General features: G+C 56.8%; 12 protein-coding genes. 5 read left to right on the top strand and 7 right to left on the bottom strand.

All coding sequences use genetic code 11. The features are described from left to right. Positions 1–13 precede the first annotated feature (13 nt). The 5 genes from CWS43_RS09330 to CWS43_RS09310 are packed head-to-tail and all read left to right on the top strand — an operon-like array spanning position 14 to position 5,789. A complete protein-coding gene (locus CWS43_RS09330) occupies positions 14–961 on the top strand; it encodes an ABC transporter permease (protein ID WP_101076667.1) in 948 nt (315 codons plus the stop codon). Further along, the gene (locus CWS43_RS09325) at positions 954–1,781 is read left to right on the top strand and encodes an ABC transporter permease (protein WP_101076666.1); all 828 of its coding nucleotides are present in this window, start codon (positions 954–956) and stop codon (positions 1,779–1,781) included. The genes CWS43_RS09330 and CWS43_RS09325 overlap by 8 nt, the downstream gene beginning before the upstream one ends. After that, a complete protein-coding gene (gene nikE / locus CWS43_RS09320; RefSeq protein ID WP_101076665.1) occupies positions 1,781–3,406 on the top strand; it encodes an ABC transporter ATP-binding protein in 1,626 nt (541 codons plus the stop codon). The genes CWS43_RS09325 and nikE overlap by 1 nt, the downstream gene beginning before the upstream one ends. Before the next feature lie 26 nt (positions 3,407–3,432). Next, positions 3,433–4,656 carry a M20 family metallopeptidase gene (locus tag CWS43_RS09315; protein ID WP_101076664.1) on the top strand — a complete coding sequence of 408 codons (1,224 nt, stop codon included), beginning with the start codon at positions 3,433–3,435 and terminating at the stop codon, positions 4,654–4,656. Positions 4,657–4,673: 17 nt separating this feature from the next. Further along, positions 4,674–5,789, top strand: a complete 1,116-nt coding sequence (locus CWS43_RS09310; RefSeq protein WP_101076663.1) for a Xaa-Pro peptidase family protein — start codon at positions 4,674–4,676, stop codon at positions 5,787–5,789. A 711-nt stretch (positions 5,790–6,500) separates the two neighbouring features. Here CWS43_RS09310 and CWS43_RS09305 read toward each other — a convergent pair. The 7 genes from CWS43_RS09305 to CWS43_RS09275 all read right to left on the bottom strand — a co-directional run bounded on the left by CWS43_RS09305 (position 6,501) and on the right by CWS43_RS09275 (position 14,791). Then, positions 6,501–7,601 (bottom strand): iron-containing alcohol dehydrogenase family protein, encoded by a 1,101-nt coding sequence (locus CWS43_RS09305; protein WP_101076662.1) that lies wholly within the window; start codon positions 7,599–7,601, stop codon positions 6,501–6,503. A gap of 74 nt (positions 7,602–7,675) precedes the next feature. Next, a complete protein-coding gene (locus CWS43_RS09300) occupies positions 7,676–8,524 on the bottom strand; it encodes a MurR/RpiR family transcriptional regulator (protein WP_101076661.1) in 849 nt (282 codons plus the stop codon). A 3-nt stretch (positions 8,525–8,527) separates the two neighbouring features. Next, on the bottom strand, positions 8,528–9,847 hold the full coding sequence (locus tag CWS43_RS09295) for an MFS transporter (RefSeq protein WP_101076660.1): 1,320 nt from the start codon (positions 9,845–9,847) through the stop codon (positions 8,528–8,530). Between the two features lie 210 nt (positions 9,848–10,057). Continuing rightward, positions 10,058–10,396, bottom strand: coding sequence for a hypothetical protein (locus CWS43_RS09290; protein WP_101076659.1), 339 nt, complete (start codon positions 10,394–10,396; stop codon positions 10,058–10,060). 116 nt (positions 10,397–10,512) lie between these two features. Further along, positions 10,513–11,277, bottom strand: a complete 765-nt coding sequence (gene fhuF / locus CWS43_RS09285; protein WP_101076658.1) for a siderophore-iron reductase FhuF — start codon at positions 11,275–11,277, stop codon at positions 10,513–10,515. Positions 11,278–11,415: 138 nt separating this feature from the next. Continuing rightward, positions 11,416–12,324 carry a dihydrodipicolinate synthase family protein gene (locus tag CWS43_RS09280; protein ID WP_101076657.1) on the bottom strand — a complete coding sequence of 303 codons (909 nt, stop codon included), beginning with the start codon at positions 12,322–12,324 and terminating at the stop codon, positions 11,416–11,418. Positions 12,325–13,183: 859 nt separating this feature from the next. Continuing rightward, positions 13,184–14,791, bottom strand: coding sequence for a gamma-glutamyltransferase family protein (locus CWS43_RS09275; protein ID WP_101076656.1), 1,608 nt, complete (start codon positions 14,789–14,791; stop codon positions 13,184–13,186). Positions 14,792–14,796: the final 5 nt, after the last annotated feature.

Here is a 14,796-nt window from a genome sequence, read left to right as displayed (position 1 = left end):
GGGGGCATTTATTGTGACGGCGAGTTATCTGTTTAAACGTTTCATGCTGGTGATTTACACGCTGCTGGTGGTGTCGCTGCTGGTGTTTGGCATCACGCAACTTTTACCGGCAGATGCTGCCGTCACGCTGCTGGGCCAGAACGCCACGCCGGAAGCGCTGGCGGCAGTGCGTGCGCGTCTGGGGCTGAATGCCCCGGCGTGGCTGCAATACTGGCACTGGCTCAGTGGCGTGCTGCACGGTGATTTCGGCCAGTCGATGCGCAACGGTTTGCCGGTGGCACCTGTGATTATGGCCGCACTCGGGCGTTCGTTGCTGCTGGCGGCCTGCGCGCTGTTGCTGATGCTGGTCGTCGCCATCCCGCTCGGCATCTGGGCGGCGGTGCGACGCGGAAAGCTGGCCGATATGCTGGTCAGCGTGCTGTCGTACGTCGGCATTTCGTTTCCGGAATTCGTGACTGCCACGCTGCTTTTGCTGCTGTTTGCTGATGTCTGGCAAATTCTCCCCGCTACGGGCTACGTGCCGCTGACCGAGGATTTCTGGGGCGGTATCAGCCATCTGATCCTGCCCTCCGTCACCGTGGCGATGATTCTGGTTGCCCACGTTTCCCGTATGGTTCGCTCGGAAATGGTTGACGTTTTGCAGACGGACTATATCCGCGCTGCGCACCTGAAAGGGTTGTCCCGCCGCCGGATCCTGTGGCGCCACGCACTGCGTAATGGCCTTTTGCCGACGATTACCATTGTGGCACTCGATGTCGGTTATCTGCTCGGCGGCATTGTCGTCGTGGAAGAAATCTTTGCGATCCCCGGGATTGGCCGTGAGCTGATTGTGGCGGTGCAGGCACGGGATTTGCCGACCATTCAGGCCGGCGTGCTGATCCTGGCGGCGACCTATTCCGTCGTTAATTTCCTGGCCGATCTGGCCTATGTTTTCCTCGATAAACGGATCAGTTATGCGTGATGTGATGAAGCATTTAATCCGTTCGCCGCAGGGCGCTGTCGGGTTGTTTATCTTATTTCTGGCCGCGCTGATGGTGTGCGGTGGGGCGCATGTTGCGCCTTATGATCCGGAATCTATTTCGATTCTGGCGCGCTACAAAGCGCCTTCTCTGGATCACTGGTTTGGCACCGATCAGCTAGGGCGCGATATTTTCAGCCGTGTCATGGTTGGCGCACGGGCCACGATTGTGCTGTCTTTGCTGGCGACCTTTATTTCAATGGTCATTGGCGCGGTGATCGGCACCGCCAGCGCGTATCTGGGGGGCAAAACAGACGAAGCGATTATGCGCACGATGGACGCGGTGATGTCGATTCCGAGCCTGCTGTTTGCCTTGTTAATCGTCAGCACGCTCGGCCAGAGCAGTTTCAATGCCGTGCTGGCTATCACCATCGCGTTTGTTCCCGGCATGGTGCGCATCGCCCGCAGCGTCTCGCTGGCGGCGCGTCAGCAGGATTACATCAGCGCGGCCATTGCGCGGGGTGAAGCCACGCACTACATCATTTTGCGTGAAATGCTGCCCAATATTGTCGCGCCTATTATCGTTGAGGCGACGATCCGCGTGGCCTTCGCCATCATGCTGTTCGCTACCCTGAGCTTTCTCGGGTTGGGTGCGCAGCCGCCAGAGCCGGAGTGGGGGCTGATGGTGTCCGAAGCCCGCGCCTATTTCTTTAATGCCCCGTGGATGATGCTGATCCCCGGTGTGGCGATTGCCCTGGTGGCGATTGGTTTTAACCTGCTGGGCGACGGCCTGCGTGATGCGCTCAATCCGAGGAGCCACTGATGACTGAAGCCCTGTTAGCCATTGAAAATTACAGCCTCGATTACCAGTTGCCCGATGGACAGCCATTACAGGTTTTGCAGGATATCTCCCTTAGCGTTCAGCGTGGCGAAGTGGTCGGGCTGGTCGGTGAGTCCGGTTCAGGCAAAACCACGCTGGGCTGGTCAATCATGCGGTACATGGCCGCTAACGCCCGTGAACGCGGCGGGCGAATTCTGCTGGCCGGGGAGGACCTCTGTCAGATGCCGAAACCGCAGATAGAAAATCTGCGCGGCGGCAAACTGGGCATGATCTTTCAGGATCCCAGTGCATCCCTTAACCCGACATTGACGCTGGGCGAGCAGGTGAGCGAAGTGCTGATCCGCCATCGCGGGCTGGATGCGAAACAGGCACTGGAGCTGGGCATCCGGCTGCTGAGTGATGTTGAATTGAAAAATCCGGCAGCGATGATGAAACGCTATCCGCATCAGGTGTCCGGGGGGGAAAAGCAACGTGTGCTGATTGCCACCGCGTTTGCCTGTGAACCGCAATGCCTGATTTTCGACGAACCGACTACCGCGCTGGATGTGATCAGCTCGGCGCAGATTCTGGCGCTGTTTGCCCGCCTGCGTGAAAAAACGGGCGTCGCCTCGCTGTATATCTCTCACGATCTGGCGCTGGTCTCAGCTGTTGCCGATCGTGTCTGTGTGCTGGAAAAAGGCCACATCGTTGAGCAAGCCGCGGCGCGAACGTTATTCCTCGCACCGCAGCACGCCTATACGCAAAAGCTGGTCGCTGCGGTGCCCGATCCGGCGCAACGTCTGACTGACCCGGCACCGGTTTCTGTTCAGCCCCTGCTTAGCCTGGAAAACATCAATATCGACTATGGCCGTCACGGCCTGCTGGACAAACTGTTCCGGCGTGAAAACGGTAAAACACGCGCCGCATCGGACATCTGCCTGACGGTGCATCGCGGTGAAATTGTCGGTGTTGTCGGGGAATCCGGTTCCGGCAAATCGTCGCTGGCAAAAGCCCTGACCGGCCTGGTGCCGTTTAGCGGAAAAATCGATTTTAACGGCTACAACCTTTTTGGCCGTGCAGAAATGGATAAAGACTACCGTCGCCGTGTGCAGATGATTTTCCAGCATCCGGATGCTTCGCTCAATCCACGGCAGCGCATCGGCGAAATCATCGCGCGGCCACTGCGGTTGTACGGCCTGCCAAAAGGGGAAACCGAAGCGCAGGCGGTGACTCGTTTACTTGAGGACGTGCGGCTACCCGCCAGTTTCGCCCGGCGTTTTCCGCATGAACTGTCCGGTGGTCAGAAGCAGCGCGTGGCGATTGCCCGGGCGTTCGCCCATCCGCCGGAGCTGGTGATTTGCGATGAAATTACGGCTGCGCTGGACGTTTCGGTACAGGCCACGGTCATTGAGCTTCTGCTGGAATTGCGCCGTCGCTACGGTACGGCTTACCTGTTTATTACCCATGATCTGAATCTGATCCGCCAGATTGCACACCGCGTGGCAGTGATGTATCGCGGCGATTTACTGGAGGTGCTGCCGGGGGATGCGATGGCGCAGCACGCCAGCCACGATTATACCAGGGCGTTGCTGGCGGCGGTGCATGCGCCAGAAACGGCTGTGAAATAAAATATCTGAAATTGAAAGGGTTACCTATGAATTCTCAACAATTACTGGCTGCAATTGACGACGAGTATTGCCTGAATTTTCTGGCGAGAATGGTCCAGCACAAAAGTTACAGCCAAACCGACGGCGAACGGAAACTGGCGGAATATATGGCCAGTCAGATGCAGATGCTGGGGCTGGAAACGCAACTGCAACCCGTTCCGGGTGAGCGTCTGAACGCCATCGGTACGCTGCGCGGAACCGGCAGCGGGAAAAGCCTGTTGTTCAACGGCCACCTTGACACCAACCCGGTGACCGAAGGCTGGACGGTCGATCCGTGGGAAGGAAAAATTGACGATGAATTTATTTACGGCATCGGCGTTTCCAACATGAAAGCCGGCGATGCGGCCTATTTTTGCGCGCTTAAAACGCTTATCGACAACGGTGTGAAACTGAAAGGCGATGTGATCCTCACTTATGTGGTGGGGGAATTGCAGGGCGGGATCGGCACCATTGCGGCCATCGAGCAGGGCGTGAAAGCGGATTATTTCATCAACTCGGAGCCGACTGACGTGCAGGCCATGACCATGCACGCCGGGTCGCTGATGTTTACCATCGAACTGACCGGTGATACGCGCCATCTCTCCAAGCGTGAAGAAGCGGTCGATGCCATTCAGGCGGCGATCGCGCTGATCCCGCGTATTAACAACATCACGTTTACCGGTGCAGAAACGGACGACCACCGTAAAATTAATCGCGGCCATATCGGTACCGTTCACGGTGCGTTGGGGCGTGATTTGCAAGAGTGGCGTCCGCCGCAGGTGGCGGATTTTGCCCGTCTCAGCGGCTCGGCGCGCTTTGCGCCGGGGCAGACGGTCGATACCGTGCTGGCCGATTTACAGGCGCTGCTCGATGATTTGTGTGCTGAATTCCCCGGCTTGCAGGCTGAGTTGTTTGATGATGGCAAACGTCATCGCCCGACCATGTTGCCCTTCGAAGTCTCAGTGGAGTCTCCGATCGTGAAAGCCGTCAACCGTGCCTATCAGGCGGTTCGTGGTGAAGAACAGCCGACGGGCGTGATTACGCCCCCGGCATTTTATGGCACCGATGCGGCACATTTTTATCAGATGCTGGGCATGGAAGGGGTGGTTTGCGGGCCGGGCGGTAAGTTTAACACCATGCCGGACGAGCGCGTTCACATCAAAGATTTCCTGGATACGGTGCGTGTTTACCTGCTGGCGATCCTTGAAATTTGTCAGCCCGACGAAGCATAACACTGGGGGAGAAGCCGATGTCTATGGCCGTGAATCTGGCCGCATTAAGCCGGCTGCGGGACGCCATGCGAATGGCGGATGCACAAGTGATGCTGGTTGACAGCGGTGAACTGCTGGCCTGGCTAACCGGTTATACCGTTTCGGAAACGATGTACCGCGCCTGTCTGGTCCCGCTGACTGGCGAGCCGTGGATGGTTCTGCGCAAGCTCGACGAAGCACCGTGCAGACGCAGTAGTTGGTTACGTGACATTGTCACCTATGATGACCATCAGGATCCGTGGGAATGCGTTGCCGGGAGCCTGATGGCCCGGGGTTATCAGCAGACTTATCTGGGTGCTGATACGCATTCTTACGGCATGACGGTGGAAACCTGGCACCAGCTTGCTGAACGGTTGCCTGACGTTATCTGGCGGCCAATGCCGGGCATCAGTGACCGGCTGCGGCAGGTTAAGTTTTCGTATGAACTGGATGCATTGCGCGAAGCGGCACATATCGCCGACAGGGCATTTCTGGCGCTGAAAGAGCAGGTGAAAGCGGGCTGGCGGGTGCGTGATGTGGCGGCTCTTGCCGCGCGCATTTTCCTCTCCGAAGGGGCGGACACGGGAGAAACCGGCCCGATTGTTCTTTCGGGCGGAGACAGCGGCTTCCTGCATGCGCAGACGCATGAAGAACAGTTGTGTGATGATGATATTTTGCACGTCGAGCTTATCCCGAAAGTCCGGCATTACAGCGCGCGCCTGATGCGCCCGTTTATTTTCGGTGGGTTAAGCCCGGCGCGGCAAAACGTCGCCACACAGCTTATTGCGATGCAGGATGCCCAAATTGCCGCCATGAAACCTGGCGTCAGAGCCTGCGACGTGGACGCGATTTTGCGTAACGCTGTTCTCAAAGCCGGGCTGCGCGCGGAATACGGCAATGTCACCGGTTATTCTTTGGGGCTTTATACGCGAACCCCGCGCCCGAGCGATTTCTCGCACTGCTTCACGCCAGCGGCTGACTGGATTCTGGAAGAGAATATGGTTTTTCACATGTACACCTCAGCCGCGGGGATTGCATTTAGTGAGACGGTGGTGGTGACGGAAGACGGGGGAGTAAGGATGAGTCGACTGCCGAGAGCGGTGATTGTGGTTTAAAAAGGGGGCTTTTTGAATCCTTCATTCGACATCAAGACCTTGGGTTGCCACCCAAACTGGCCTTAAGAGGCGCCTATCGCCGCGCCTCTTAAGAATCTCCGGCTCTTTCACTGCGCGCTACCGCTCGCTGGCACTGTTTCAGCAGCCACCGTTAGTGCCGCAAAATCCCGCCGCTGCGCGGTTCCCTCCACTCGGGTTACAAACCGCGCGAAAAGATGCGCGGTTTTCCACCTCTCGCTTTGGCGTGATTTTTGAAAGCGGCCACAAACTTTCTAATTCACAACCTCACCGTTTCAGAATAAAAAGAAAATATATGCTTGATCAGCTTTTGACTTAATAGCCTTTGGCCGCTATCAGAAAGCTTGCTGAATGAGTGTTTCGAGACGTAAGGCTCGAAGACCGAAATGAAGGTACCGCGCAGCGGCAAGTTTTCGCGGCAATAGCTGCGGCAACTGAAACATAGCCAGCGAGCGGAGCGCGTGTTGTAAAAGCGGGGAGAGATCCAAGAGAGGGAACGCACTTCCCTCGCTTGGTCGGTTTCGGCGCGAAAAGCCATGTGATAACAGTTGTTGAGAAACCGAAATATTCTCGATCCAGCCCTCACGGCGAGTGAGAAACCGAAATATTCTCGATCCAGCCCTCACGGCGAGTGAGAAACCGAAATATTCTCGATCCAGCCCCACGGCGAGTGAGAAACCGAAACTTGATCAGTTATTTAAAACCAAGACCCGTTTGGGCGGCGAGTCCTTCCACTCTCTCAATTGCACTTCTCACATCTGCGAAGCAAATATCTCCCGGCATGTTTGCCATATCCGGTGTACTCAGGCTCCGGTCAATGATTGCTGCCAGATCCTGCTCCGTCAGGCCTTGCGCAATGTGCGAAAGCTGCGTCGGGATTGCGCTGGCACGTGCAAGGGCTATGGCAGTTTGCAGCTCCTCATCGCTGCGGCCTTCCAGTGCCAGCAGGCACAGATTTCCGTAGCCGACCAGCAGACCGTGCGCGACGTGACGGGTTTTGGCGCAGGCAGTGAAACCTTCGTATAAGGCATGAGACGCGCCGGTGTGTGCGCCGTTGCTCATGATGGATGTCAGCCCGGCGTAGAGGAAAATCGCATCAAGCACCTGTTCGAGGGCGTTGCTGGCTTTGCCGTCCTGTACCGCGAAACAGGCGTCGGCGGCGAAGTGTTCGATCAGCGTATAGCAAAGTTCACTGTTGGTTCTCGCGACACCCGCCAGGCCGGTGAGCTGGGTCAGATCACTGATAGCACGGTATTCGTACCACTTTGCCAGCGTGTCGCCGATACCGGCTGAAAGCCAGGCCAGCGGGGAGGCTGCAAGCAAATCAGCATCGATAACGGCGGCTGCCGGGCCGCAGGGGAGCGGAAACATATCGCGGAACTCGCCATCTTCATGATAACGAAACGCCAGTGAAGTAACGGCGGAGCAGGTGCCCGCGATGCTCGGCAATGTCACGACCGGAATATTGCAGGCGACCCCCGCCGCTTTGGCGGTATCCAGCGCTTTTCCGCCGCCGGTGGCGATAATCACTTCAACGCCTTGCGTGCGGAAAACGTCCGCCAGCCGGTTGATTTCCTGCTGGCAACATTCTCCGTTGAAGATTTCACTGCCCAGATAACTGACCATCTGTTGTTCGAGCTGATCGGCGACTTTAGCTTCAACGCTGTCAATCGCGCGTTTACCGCCGACCAATAAGGCCCGCTGGCCGAGACGTCCGCACATTGCGCCTAAATGTTTAATCGCGCCGCGTCCGCGAAGCACGCTGGCAGGAAAAACCAAACGGTGGGTGAACATGGCTGCCCTCAGATAAACGCATAAAACGGAGTGTTTTATGAAGTATAGAAGGCGTGTTGTGAAGTGCCGGAATATCAGCGGCGGCGCTGGCGCACGGCGTCATGGGTCTTGCGTAAGGCTTCCCGCGCGCCCGGGAAGCGCTGCGCGACGCCGATATACAGGCAATCGATAATCAGCAACTGGCTGGTGCGGCTCGCCATCGCGGCGGCGCGAAAACCCAGTTCGCGGCTGCTGGTGAGCAGCACAATATCGGCTTTGCGCGCGAGCGGTGACCGGCCACTGGCGGTGATAGCGAGCGTTGTCGCACCGGTGTTTTTCGCGTGCAGGAGTGCATCCAGGACGCCCGCCGTTTCGCCGGAATGGGAAATCGCCAGCGCGACATCTGCCGCCGTTAACTGACAGGCGCTGACCAGGCTTTCATCGGTGCTGCCGAACGTCTGGGCGATAAAACCGATGCGGCGCAGTTTCTGGCAAAAATCCTGTGCCACCAGCGAAGACGCGCCTGCGCCGTAGACGTCAATCCGCCGCGCCTGAGCCAGCGCTGCAACGGCTTCTTCCAGCGATTCGCCTTTCAGCAACTGCGCCGTCGCCGTCGCGCCTTCTACCTCAAACGCCAGCAGCTTATGCAGGATTTGCTTCGGGGAGTCGGTTTCATTAATGTCTGCCGCCAGCGGCGATTCAGCGGGCGGTAGCGCAAGTGGCAGTTCTGCCGCCAGCGCCAGCCGCAGCGCGGGATACCCCTCAAACCCTAACCGTTTGCTGGTTCGCACGACCGTGGCGGTGCTGGTTTCGGCAAGCTTCGCCAGTGCGGTGACGCTCAATTTCGCGACATCCGGCGGGCTCAGCATAATGAGGGTAATAATCCGCTTTTCAGCCGGTGAAAAGCTGCCCTGCAAAGCCTGTAAGCGCGATTGCAGATTCATCGGTTATTTTTCCAGTTCGCGAAGATGGTCGTCTTTGCGCAGCGTCATCAGCGCAAACAGGCTGACCACGCAGGTCGCCACCACGTAATACGCAGGAATATCCAGATTCCCGGTTTCTTTAATCAGGCCGGTGATGATCAGCCCTGCGCAGCCGGAGAACACGGCGTTTGACAGCGAATAAGACAGGCCGAGACCGGTATAACGCACGCGGGTCGGGAACATTTCCGCCAGCATCGCCGGGCCGGGGCCTGCAATCATGCCGATGGTTGCACCGGCAATCAGCACGGCGACGCCTTTTGCCAGCAGGCTGCTTTCCGGGTTTTGCAGCAGATGCAGCAGCGGGAAGCTGAGAATAATCACCGCCAGCACGGCAATCATCATCACTTTTTTGCGGCCGATTTTGTCGCTCAGCCAGCCCGATGGCAGGATCGCAATCGCGAAACCGACGTTCGCCAGCACGGTCGCGACCAGTGCCTGTAAAAACGTGGCCTGAAGCGAGGTTTGCAGATAAGACGGCATGACCACCAGAAAGGTGTAACCGCCTGCCGACCAGCCCATCATGCGGCCAATCCCCAGTGCGATAGCTTTGGCGGTCGCCAGCGCTGAGGCTTTTTCTTCCTCCGTGCGCGGCGCGTTTTTTTCCGGTTTCTGGCTGGCAATAAAGGTCGGCGTTTCGTCGAGTTTCAGACGCAGATAAAGTGCCACCAGCCCCATCGGCAGGGCCAGCAGGAACGGAATGCGCCAGCCCCAGGCTTTCATTTCAGCATCCGGCAGCCACTGCACCAGAATGGCCACCAGCGCCACGCCGGTTAGCAGGCCGAGTGACACGGTGAAAGACTGCCATGCGCCGTAAATCCCGCGTTTGCCTTTCGGGGCGAATTCCGTCATCAGTGAAACTGCGCCGCCAAATTCACCACCTGCAAACAGGCCCTGGAACATACGCATTAGTGTCAGTAACAGCGGCGCGGTGACGCCAATTTGAGCGTAAGTCGGCAGGATACCGATGATGGCGGTGGCGAGCGTCATCAGTAACACCACTGCAATCAGCGTGGGCTTACGGCCAATGCGGTCGCCGATGCGGCCAAAGATAATGGCGCCAATCGGGCGGCAGAAAAAGGCCAGCGCGAACGACGCGTACGTCAGAAGCAAACCGGTCATGCCGGTCTGGCCTTCGAGGGTAAAAAAGTTACCGGCGATCAGTGTCGCCAGATAGCCGTAAACGCCAAATTCGTACCATTCGATAAAGTTGCCCACCGAACCGGCGACTAACGCGCGGCGTGACTGGCTGGCAGAGGCAGGGGAAAGCTGTCCGGTGCGGGTCATCATTAACCTCATAAAAGGAAACAAACGGTGGGAATAGAATGTAAATAATTTTCTAAATTCAGGTGATTATTATGTCAATAATTTTCATGTATTGAACAAAATAAAAGCGAAATCTGTGGGGTAAGGCAGATTTTTTGGCAGAAACGGCAGAGTTCAGCGCATAAAAAAGGCTGCGCCCGTGAAGGTGCAGCCTGTTTAAAGAAGAGGGCGTTACAGCGTGTGGATATCGATACCGTCGCCGATGTTACTTCTCTGGTAGTAAGCGCGTGGTACTTCTACCTGATACTGTTTGTCGGCGTACGCGACTTCCAGAATAAAACGTTCATTTTCATAAGATTCCACCGGAATAAACCCGAAGAATCCTTCCGTTACGCTGATGGTACGGGTAGACGGAATCGCATAACGATGAACAATCCTTGCTCTGAGCGGCTGCTGGTTGCCGGTTAACGTGTTCCATACGCGGTTAACGGGTTGCGCCAGAGTATCAATAACCTCTGAGGCCAGCGAGTTCAGAGCGGATGGCCAGCTCTTAGGTTTTTTCATTGTCATGATGAATGCCTCGTTGGTCTATATAACGTAATTCTTATAATTATATGAGACTAAGATCCAATCATTTTTTACGCTTAACTTATTACCGTTTGGTAAGTGGCTGGCGCATCAGCAAATTACTCCGCGACGGTTTTGCGTCTTTTGCCGGATTTACGCTCTGCTAGCAATAACGGGCAGGAAGGGCACATCGCGTGGTCTTCCAGATCGTAGCGCAGGCAGCACTGTTTACGGTATTGCGGGCTTTCGGGGTCTGCCGGGTTTTCCGCACGCATCGGCTGAAAAAGCGGGTTTTTGCCGCCGTAGCGTAGCTCGCGGGATTCCATCAGTGCCGTGCCATCGGAGATATCCGCATTGGCCAGCTCAGCCTGCTGCACGCCCCAGCCGACGCGGATGGCCGCATTGCTCCAGTAAATGCCGGGTTTCAGGCCGGAGAATTCTGCCAGAGCTTCGCAAATCGGGCGCAGTTGCTGCTCGATCATCACGTCAAACCGTGCCATAGGCTCCTGCGAAATCAGCGTTTCGCCTTCACCGTCCAGGTAAATCTGTGCCGGTAAACCTTCTTCCTGCATGCACAGATAGACATTTTCAGCCGCAATCGGCAACTGCCAACCGTGGCGTAACGACACAATCACCCAGGCCGGAAGCAGGGTAGCGAAATACCACTGTGACCACATCGAAATGCGCGCCCGGCGTTTATCACACTGGGCGGCGTCGGCGGCATTGGCATCCAGATAGCGTTTCAGCACGATGCCGCAGCCTTCGGCGGTGGTCAGATGTGACATCGGTATCGCGTTGGTGACCAGCGGCGTCAGCGGCTTAAACGTATCGGCCACCCAGCTCACAGGCGTATCGCGGAAACTGTCGAGAAGTGTTTGCATCATGACGTTATGAAAGATATTCGGTTCGATAAATCATGCGGATAGAGTAACGAATATCAAACAGGAATAGTAATGATTTCGATTTAGATCTGTCAGGGGGGTTCCTCCCTCATCGCGGAGGGAGGATGTCAGGGTATTCAATCAGTTCAGAATGCCCGCCTGCTTAAGGATTTCACGGACGATTTTCTGTTTGTCATTGCTCAGCGGCAACGCCGGTTTCAGCGAATAAACAGGCACTTCGATGCCGGCCTGCGAGATGGCGTATTTGATGACGTTGTAAATCGGCGTATCCAGCGAATACAGCGGCGGCAGGAATGACAGACGTTGTTGCAGCTCAACGGCGGTCGCGAAATCCTTTTTTTTAAACGCACGGTAAATACCGCAGGTGAGCTGTGGCGCAAAGTTTGCGCTGGCGGGAATGGCGCCGTCACCGCCGAGGATCAGCGTGCCGAACAGGTATTCGTCATAGCCGGAAAACACCGCGAAATCCGGGCGCACCGGTTTGACCGCCGCCAGCGTTTCGCGGATATGGTTCAGGCTATCGACGGTATCTTTCAGGCCGACAATATTCGGGCAATCCAGCGCCAGGCGTTTAATCAGATTTACGGGAATTGACTGGCCGGTCAGCCCCGGATAGTTATACATCACCACCGGCAGGCCGGCGTTTTCGGCAATGGTTTTGTAGTGCAGGTACAACGCTTCTTCCGTAATCGGATTGTAATACGGGTTCACCACCACTACGCCGTCCGCGCCGACACTTCTGGCGTGCCGGGCAAACGCCAGCGTTTCCGCCGTGCCGGGATGCGCCGCGCCAATCAGCACCGGCACGCGTCCGGCGACGTGTCTGGTGCAAAATTCGGCGACTTCGTGGCGCAGTTCGCGGGACATATGCGCAAATTCGCCCGCACTGCCGAGGAAAAACAGACCGTTAACGCCACCTTCAATGGCGAAATCAATCAGACGCGCCATTCCCTGGCGATCAAGCTGTTCATTCTCATTCAGGATGGTCGAAACCGGCGGGATCACGCCATGAAACAGTGGACGGGTCATAGATTTGTTCTCCATATGAAAGTGCGAAAAACTCAACACTCCATTTATAGAACGGTGTTTCAAATTTTTAAACGACCGGCGTCGAATTACATTTTTTTAGGTGAAATTTGGAAGGGGTGTCACAGAGGATGTGGGATCAAAGGGGAAATTCAACTTCAACTTCAACTTCAACTTCAAGGTCGTGGGCGTCGGCCCACACCGATTTTAGTTTTTAATTGGATCGAGAAAATTTCGGTTTTTCAATAACTGTTATCACATGGTTTTTCGCACCGAAACCGACCAGAGAGGGCCAGGACGGCCCCTCTCTGGACTCTCCGCGTCTTTTTACAACACGCGCTGTCGCTGGCTGGCTATGTTTCAGCAACTCCGGCTATTGCCGCGAAATCTTGCCGCTGCGCGGTACCTTCATTACGGTCTTCGAGCCTTACGTCTCGAAACACTCATTCAGCAAGCTTTCTGATAGCGGCCAAGGCTTATCTACATTCAACGGCATTTTGGATAACAATAAGCGGTGAGGTTGTGAATTAGAAAGTTTGTGGCCGCTTTCAAAAATCACGCCGTAATGAGAGGTGGAAAACCGCGTATCTTTACCGCGCGGTTTGTAACCCGAGTGGAGGGAACCGCGGAGCGGCGGGATTTTGCGGCAATAGCTGTTGTGCCTGAAACAGTGCCAGCGAGCGGTAGCGCGCAGTGAAAGAGCCCGGGGGTCTTGGGGGCGGTGGCGATATGCCGCCCCCAAGTCGGTGTGGGCCGACGCCCACGACCTTGACGTCGATTTTGACCTGAGGACCGTTTGGGTGGCAACCCAAGGTGTTGACTTATATGAGCTCCCCACGGTAAGTGAAAAACCGAAAATTTCTCACATCACCAATGCCTGGCCGTCTTTCCTTGATTCTGTCCCCGCCAGATACCCGCCCGCCGGATTTGCCACAATCACCTGTGCGCCACCAAACGAATGGCCGCCAAGCGGGTCTTCCACAATCAGCTCATGCCCCATTGCGCGCAGCGCCGCCAGCGTATTGTGGTCATAAGTGGCTTCCATCGCCACCTGACGGCCACCGTTGATCCGCCAGCGCGGTGCGTCGATGGCGGCCTGCGGATTCTGTTTGTACAGCATAATGCGCAGCGCCAGTTGCAGATGCCCCTGCGCCTGCATCGGGCCGCCCATCAGGCCGAAGGACATCAGCGGTTTGCCTTCGCCGTCCTGCGCAAATGCCGGAATAATGGTGTGCAGCGTGCGTTTATTCGGCGCAACGCAGTTGGCATGCTGCGGATCGAGCGTGAAGCCGCAACCCCGGTTTTGCATACTGATGCCGGTTCCCGGTACGACAACGCCGGAACCGAAACCCATATAGTTGGACTGAATAAATGACACCATCATGCCGCTGGAGTCGGCGGCGGTGAGGTAAACCGTGCCGCCCGGACGCGGTGCGCCGTAGGTCACGTCGCTGGCTTTTGTGCGGTCAATCAGGCGCGCACGTTCTTCCAGATATGCATCGTTCAGGAACAGTTGCGGGTCGAACTGCATATGGTCGTTGTCGGTAACGTGCTGATCTAAATCGGCCAGCGCCAGTTTCATCGCCTCGATGCACAGATGCGTGGTTTCGACGGAATCCACCGGTTTATCGCCGATGTTAAGCTTATCGAGAATGCCCAGCGCAATCAGCGTGGCGATGCCCTGACCATTTGGCGGCAGTTCGTGAACCGAGCCGCCCGCGAAAGACTGTTGCAGGGTGTCTACCCAGTCGGCCTGGTGATTCGCCAGGTCATCGTGCGTCATCGCGCCGCCAAATTCGCGGCTGTGGGCGATCATTTTATCGGCCAGTTCGCCACGGTAGAACGCTTCTCCTTCGGTTTTGGCGATCAGCTCCAGCGTGTCGGCCAGCTGCGGATTACGGAAGATTTCGCCGATTTTTGGCGCGCGGCCTTCAGGCGCGAAACACTCGCTGAAGCCCGGCTGGTTGCTCAATTTTTTCACCGCAATTTCCCACAGGCGGCCAATCAGTGGCGATACCGGGAAGCCGTTGCGGGCGTAGTCGATCGCCGGTTGTGCCAGCGTGGTCAGCGGCAGGGTGCCGAAGCGTTTCGCGACGGCTACCCAGCCGGAGACGGCGCCGGGCACGGTGACGGCGTCCCAGCCATAGGTTGGCACCGCTTCATGCCCTTTGGCTGCAAAATATTCCGGCGTCCACGCGGCGGGAGAGCGCCCAGACGCGTTCAGGCCGTGAGCTTTTTTGCCGTCCCAGATAATCGCAAAGGCGTCGCTGCCCACGCCGTTACCGCTGGGTTCCAGTACGGTGAGTGCCATCGCAGTGGCGATGGCGGCGTCGGCGGCGTTCCCGCCGAGCATCAGCATTTTCATCCCGGCCTGTGCGGCCAAAGGCTGGGAAGCGCAGACCGCATTGGCCCCCATCATCGTCGGGCGCAACGTAGGATAAGCGACGTTAAAATCGTAATTCTCAGACATCTTTA

The sequence above is a fragment of the Rahnella sp. AA genome (assembly GCF_002834385.1).
In the GTDB taxonomy this organism is placed as follows: Bacteria; Pseudomonadota; Gammaproteobacteria; order Enterobacterales; family Enterobacteriaceae; genus Rahnella.
This window is presented reverse-complemented; position numbering and strand designations above follow the sequence as displayed.

What these genes read in the sequence shown, in the direction of transcription:
- CWS43_RS09280 (WP_101076657.1), bottom strand. Translation starts at nt 12,324, where the DNA reads ATGACCCGTCCACTGTTTCATGGCGTGATCCCGCCGGTTTCGACCATC.
- CWS43_RS09310 (WP_101076663.1), top strand. Translation starts at nt 4,674, where the DNA reads ATGTCTATGGCCGTGAATCTGGCCGCATTAAGCCGGCTGCGGGACGCC.
- CWS43_RS09295 (WP_101076660.1), bottom strand. Translation starts at nt 9,847, where the DNA reads ATGACCCGCACCGGACAGCTTTCCCCTGCCTCTGCCAGCCAGTCACGC.
- fhuF (WP_101076658.1), bottom strand. Translation starts at nt 11,277, where the DNA reads ATGATGCAAACACTTCTCGACAGTTTCCGCGATACGCCTGTGAGCTGG.
- nikE (WP_101076665.1), top strand. Translation starts at nt 1,781, where the DNA reads ATGACTGAAGCCCTGTTAGCCATTGAAAATTACAGCCTCGATTACCAG.
- CWS43_RS09315 (WP_101076664.1), top strand. Translation starts at nt 3,433, where the DNA reads ATGAATTCTCAACAATTACTGGCTGCAATTGACGACGAGTATTGCCTG.
- CWS43_RS09305 (WP_101076662.1), bottom strand. Translation starts at nt 7,601, where the DNA reads ATGTTCACCCACCGTTTGGTTTTTCCTGCCAGCGTGCTTCGCGGACGC.
- CWS43_RS09300 (WP_101076661.1), bottom strand. Translation starts at nt 8,524, where the DNA reads ATGAATCTGCAATCGCGCTTACAGGCTTTGCAGGGCAGCTTTTCACCG.
- CWS43_RS09290 (WP_101076659.1), bottom strand. Translation starts at nt 10,396, where the DNA reads ATGACAATGAAAAAACCTAAGAGCTGGCCATCCGCTCTGAACTCGCTG.
- CWS43_RS09325 (WP_101076666.1), top strand. Translation starts at nt 954, where the DNA reads ATGCGTGATGTGATGAAGCATTTAATCCGTTCGCCGCAGGGCGCTGTC.
- CWS43_RS09275 (WP_101076656.1), bottom strand. Translation starts at nt 14,791, where the DNA reads ATGTCTGAGAATTACGATTTTAACGTCGCTTATCCTACGTTGCGCCCG.